The organism is Kitasatospora sp. NPDC007106, from assembly GCF_040634455.1.
GTDB lineage: Bacteria > Actinomycetota > Actinomycetes > Streptomycetales > Streptomycetaceae > Kitasatospora > Kitasatospora arboriphila.
Genome location: NZ_JBEYFP010000459.1, coordinates 1 through 4,780, shown reverse-complemented (window position 1 = coordinate 4,780; position 4,780 = coordinate 1). Strand labels below are relative to the sequence as shown.

Annotated in this window: 4 protein-coding genes; 3 read left to right on the top strand and 1 reads right to left on the bottom strand. The window is 73.0% G+C overall.

What is annotated here, in order from left to right:
- Nucleotides 1-580: 580 nt before the first annotated feature.
- The 3 genes from ABZ641_RS26035 (at nucleotide 581) to ABZ641_RS26025 (ending at nucleotide 4,189) form a co-directional block, all read left to right on the top strand.
- Nucleotides 581-1,795 (top strand): glycoside hydrolase family 6 protein, encoded by a 1,215-nt coding sequence (locus ABZ641_RS26035; RefSeq protein WP_359985422.1) that lies wholly within the window; start codon nucleotides 581-583, stop codon nucleotides 1,793-1,795.
- Nucleotides 1,796-2,199: 404 nt separating this feature from the next.
- Nucleotides 2,200-3,573, top strand: a complete 1,374-nt coding sequence (locus tag ABZ641_RS26030; RefSeq protein WP_344627405.1) for an endo-1,4-beta-xylanase — start codon at nucleotides 2,200-2,202, stop codon at nucleotides 3,571-3,573.
- Between the two features lie 139 nt (nucleotides 3,574-3,712).
- The gene (locus ABZ641_RS26025; protein WP_359985420.1) at nucleotides 3,713-4,189 is read left to right on the top strand and encodes a hypothetical protein; all 477 of its coding nucleotides are present in this window, start codon (nucleotides 3,713-3,715) and stop codon (nucleotides 4,187-4,189) included.
- A gap of 27 nt (nucleotides 4,190-4,216) precedes the next feature.
- On the opposite strand, the gene ABZ641_RS26020 is transcribed toward ABZ641_RS26025, so the two are convergent.
- Nucleotides 4,217-4,657: a GNAT family N-acetyltransferase gene (locus ABZ641_RS26020; RefSeq protein ID WP_344627407.1), complete on the bottom strand. Its 441-nt coding sequence runs from the start codon at nucleotides 4,655-4,657 to the stop codon at nucleotides 4,217-4,219.
- Nucleotides 4,658-4,780: the final 123 nt, after the last annotated feature.

The window sequence follows — 4,780 nt, the reverse complement described above, 5'->3', positions numbered from 1 at the left end:
GGGGGGGGGGGCCGGGGGGGGGGGGCCCGGCGCCGACGGCGGCGGCCAGCGCCCGGCGTCCGGGCACGGCACGTCGAACTGTTGCGATCATGACAATCAGTCCCTCGATAGGACGGGCGGGGGGTACCGCCCGGCGGGCGGCGGCAGGCCTGCTCGACACCGCACGGCGGACGGGGGGCGGGGTCGGGCCCGGACGATCCGCACGGGCGGGGGCGACCCCGGAGTCAACCATCGACGTTCACATCAATGAACGATGGTTTCATCCATGGCCAGACCGTAGGCGCGAACCTGACAGTGCGTCAATGCCTGTGACACAGCGGAACATTGATCGCAGCGCGCCTCCTCGACGCCCGCAGGCCCAGGCAGCGGATTCAGCGGAGTGAACGACTCGGCCGCAAACATCCCGAGGGCGCCCGGAGCCCCGCACGCCTGCCGGCCCGGCGCCCAACCACCCGTCCTGCGCGGAGCCTTGACGCGGCGGACGGCTGCGACTAGAACTTCCCTCGCGCTTGGGAGCGCTCCCACGAGTCGCCCGCACCCTCGCCCTGCGCAGCCCGTACGCCAGCCCTAGGAGCCGCACGTGTCCCGCCCACGCCGTCGAATCGCGGCCGCGAGCGCCGCCGTCGCCGCCGCCGCGGTCTGCTGCCTGCCCGCCACCGCGTCCGCCGCCCCCGGCAGCGACCGGGCCGCGGGCCGGGCACCCGGCCCCGGCACCAGCTTCTACGTCGACCTCGACAGCAAGGCCCTGCACCAGGCCGCCGCCGACCTCGGGGCGGGCGACTGGGGCAACGCGCTCGCCATGGCGAAGATGGGCTCGTACCCGGTGGCCCAGTGGTTCAACGGCACCGCGACCCCGCAGGAGACCACCACCGCGATGGCGCAGCTGCAGGCCAGGGCCGCGCGGCAGCACCAGACCCCCGTGGCGGTGGCGTACAACGTGCCCGGCCGGGACTGCTCGCAGTACTCCGCCGGCGGCGCCTCCAACTCCGCCGAGTACGCGGCCTGGGTCGACGGCCTCGCCCGGGGCATCGGCGACCGCCGCACGGTGGTGGTCCTGGAGCCGGACGGCCTCGCCCTGAGCCCCGCCTACTGCGGCGGCACCGCCCAACAGCAGGCCGACCGGCTCGCCGAGATCAACGGCGCCGTCGACCGGCTCGCCGAGCAGCCGCACGCGGCCGTCTACCCGGACGCCGGCCACAGCGCCTGGCAGTCCACCGGCACCATGGCGAAGCTGCTGGTGGACGGCGGCGTCGAGCGCGCCCAGGGCTTCTTCCTCAACGTCTCCAACTACCAGCGCGACGCCGACCTGGTCCGCTACGGCACCCAGGTCGCCAAGTGCAGCTGGTACCTCTCGCACACCCCGGGCGCGGTCGCCGACGACTGCGCCAACCAGTACTGGCCGCAGGCCGACGCGGACGCCTGGTACACCGCCCACGTCCCCGCCGACGCGAAGCTGCCGCACTTCGTGGTCGACAGCAGCCGCAACGGGCAGGGCCCGTGGACGCCCACCGCGACCTACCCGGACCCGCAGACCTGGTGCAACCCGCCGGGCCGCGGCCTCGGCACCCGTCCGACCGCCGACACCGGCACGCCGCTGCTGGACGCCTTCCTCTGGGTCAAGGTGCCGGGCGAGTCCGACGGCAGTTGCACCCGCGGCACCACCGGCGGCACCGACCCCGAGTACGGCGCCGCCGACCCGGCCGCCGGCGCATGGTGGCCCGCCCAGGCCCACACCCTGGCCGCCAACGCCTCGCCCGCGCTGGCCTTCGGCCTGCCGGCCGGTACGCACCGCTGACCATCCCCCATCGGCGGCCCCGGACCCCACCCACCGGGCCGCCCGCCGGGCGCCGCACGCCCACAGCACCGCTGCGGCGCCCGGCCCTTCTGCATGCCCACACACGGGCGAAAGTTTTCGACAACAGCGGCGCCACTTCTGGCCAAACCCGGCCAGAACCAAGGCCCGCCGCCCCGTCAGGCTTCGCTTCCAGCAAGCACCGGAGCCTGCCATCGATCGATAGAAACTTTCGCCAGTCACTTCGAAACTCAGTATTGACCCGCATTCGACAAGAGGGACATACTCGTCGGCGATCGACCTCCCGCCGCTGGCCGCGTGGCGGACGCACAGCACCGCAACAGGTCCCACCCAGCCTGTCCGGACGGGCCCCACTGCCGTCCGGCCGACGGAAGAAGAGGTTGTCGATGATCCACCGCTCCCCCGGTGCCCCGGGGCTGCTCCGCCGCGTGCTGCTGGCCGGTACGGCCGGTGTGCTCGCCGCGGCGGGCCTGGCCGGTGCGGCCGGCACCGCCGACGCCGCGAGCACGCTCGGCGCGTCAGCCGCCGCCAAGGGCCGCTACTTCGGCACCGCCGTGGCCGCGGGCCACCTCGGCGAGTCCGCCTACGCGAGCACCCTGGACACCGAGTTCACCGCGGTCACCCCGGAGAACGAGATGAAGTGGGACGCCGTCGAGGCCACCCGCAACTCGTTCAACTTCGCGTCCGCCGACCAGATCGTCGCCCACGCGCAGGGCAAGAACATGAAGGTCCGCGGCCACACGCTGGTCTGGTACTCCCAGCTTCCCGGCTGGGTCGGCGGCCTGTCCGCCGCCGACCTGCGCACCGCGATGAACAACCACATCACCCAGGTGATGACGCACTACAAGGGCAAGATCTACGCCTGGGATGTCGTCAACGAGGCCTTCCAGGACGGCGGCAGCGGCGCCCGGCGCAGCTCGCCCTTCCAGGACAAGCTCGGCAACGGGTACATCGAGGAGGCGTTCCGCACCGCCCGCTCCGTCGACCCCAACGCCAAGCTCTGCTACAACGACTACAACACCGACGGGCAGAACGCGAAGAGCAACGCGGTCTACGCGATGGTGAAGGACTTCAAGCAGCGCGGCGTGCCGATCGACTGCGTGGGCTTCCAGTCGCACTTCAACAGCGCCTCGCCGGTGCCGAGCGACTACCGGGCCAACCTGCAGCGCTTCGCCGACCTCGGCGTGGACGTGCAGATCACCGAACTCGACATCGAGGGCTCCGGCTCGGCGCAGGCCACCAGCTACACCGACGTGGTCAACGCCTGCCTGGCCGTCACCCGGTGCACCGGCATCACGGTGTGGGGCATCACCGACAAGTACTCGTGGCGCAGCAGCGGCACCCCGCTGCTGTTCGACGGCAACTACGGCAAGAAGGCCGCGTACACCGCGGTGCTGACCGCACTCGGCGGTTCGGGCTCGGGCGGCGGGGGCGGCGGAGGCGGCACGGGCTCGGGCTCCTGCACGGCCGCCTACAGCCTCACGCAGAGCTGGAACGGCGGCTTCAACGGGCAGGTGACGGTGACGGCGGGCAGCACCGCGATCACCTCCTGGACGGTCACGGTGACCGTCACCCCGCCGCAGAAGGTGTCGGCCACCTGGAACGGCTCACCGAGCTGGGACAGCAGCGGCAACGTCATGACGGTGAAGCCCAACGGCAACGGCAGCCTGGCCGCCGGCGCGTCGACCAGCTTCGGCTTCACGGTGACGTCCAACGGCAACACCACGGCCCCCAAGGTGGGTGCCTGCACGGCGGGTTGATCCCCCGCCACCGGCACGGCGGACGGCACGGCGGCTTCCCGGCCGCCGTGCCGTTCCGCGCCGTGCCGCACCGGGGTGTACCGGCCCGGCCGTCGGCGGCACCCACCGGGTGTCGGTGCGGCAGGGTACGTTCCGGCGGATGACCGTCCTGAGGATCGTGCTGACCGTGCTGGGCCTGCTGCCGTTCTGCCTGGGCCTCCTCGTCCTGCTCAACCTCCCCGCGTCGTGTGCGCGCATCCGCCGCCTCGCGTCGTTGGAGGAGAACGGGACGGAGGCCGCGGCACGGGTGGTCGAGCTCCGGTACATCAGCTGGGACGAACGGCGGATGAACGCGACCGTCACGGTCGACTTCCCGGACGGCGAGACCCTCCGGCGCACGCTGTGGGTGCCGCTCCGCCCCGACCTGGCGGTCGGCGGCCCCTGCCCGGTCGTCCGCCATCCGCGGGCCGCCGAGGGCTTCGAACCCGGCACCAAGGCCGATCTCGCCCGCCTCCGCCACCACGAACGGACCGTCGAGATCCCGGAGACCCGCAGGCTCGGCCTGTCCTTCGTGTTGATCGGCGCGGTGCCGATCGCCGTGGCGATCGTGCTCCCGGCCCTCGTCCGGCTGCTGTGACCCGCCGGCATCCGGCCCTCGTCCGGCTCAGGGCAGGCGCAGCGTGAGGAAGGGCACCGTGTCGCCGGGCAGCAGGTACTCCTCGACCTGAACGAAGCCCTGCGCCAGGGCGAAGGCGACGCCCTCGGTGTTGGACGCCAGGACGATCGTCTCGATCCGCTCGGCGCCCGTCGCGCGGGCCTGTTCGAGGCACCGGCGGTGGATCGCCGTCCCGATGCCCCGGCCGCGGTACTCCGGCAGGACCCGGGCGATCACGGTCGCGGCCGGTTCCTCCGCGGTCGGCGGGCGGACGGTCGAGCATCCCACGGGGTCGTCGCCGAGGCGGGCGACCTCCAGGTGGTAGCGGTCCGCGTTCCGCCGCACCTCGTCGAGCGAGAGCGGTGCGGTCGGGATGATCACGTTGTGGACGTGCCGCCAGGCCTCGATCGAGGCATCGCCGTCCACCGGCCGGATGTGGAGATCACTCATGACGGCAGCCAAGCGGCGGCTCCCGCGCACCGTCAACCGTGTTTCCCGGACGCCGCGGCTCGGCCGTTTGGCCTGCGGGCCGCCGTGCGGGCATGGGGTGACACCGCCGCCCGGGAGTGCGGG

Excerpts from the sequence above, each read along its gene's own strand:
- ABZ641_RS26030 (WP_344627405.1), top strand. The coding sequence starts at position 2,200 with ATGATCCACCGCTCCCCCGGTGCCCCGGGGCTGCTCCGCCGCGTGCTG.
- ABZ641_RS26025 (WP_359985420.1), top strand. The coding sequence starts at position 3,713 with ATGACCGTCCTGAGGATCGTGCTGACCGTGCTGGGCCTGCTGCCGTTC.
- ABZ641_RS26020 (WP_344627407.1), bottom strand. The coding sequence starts at position 4,657 with ATGAGTGATCTCCACATCCGGCCGGTGGACGGCGATGCCTCGATCGAG.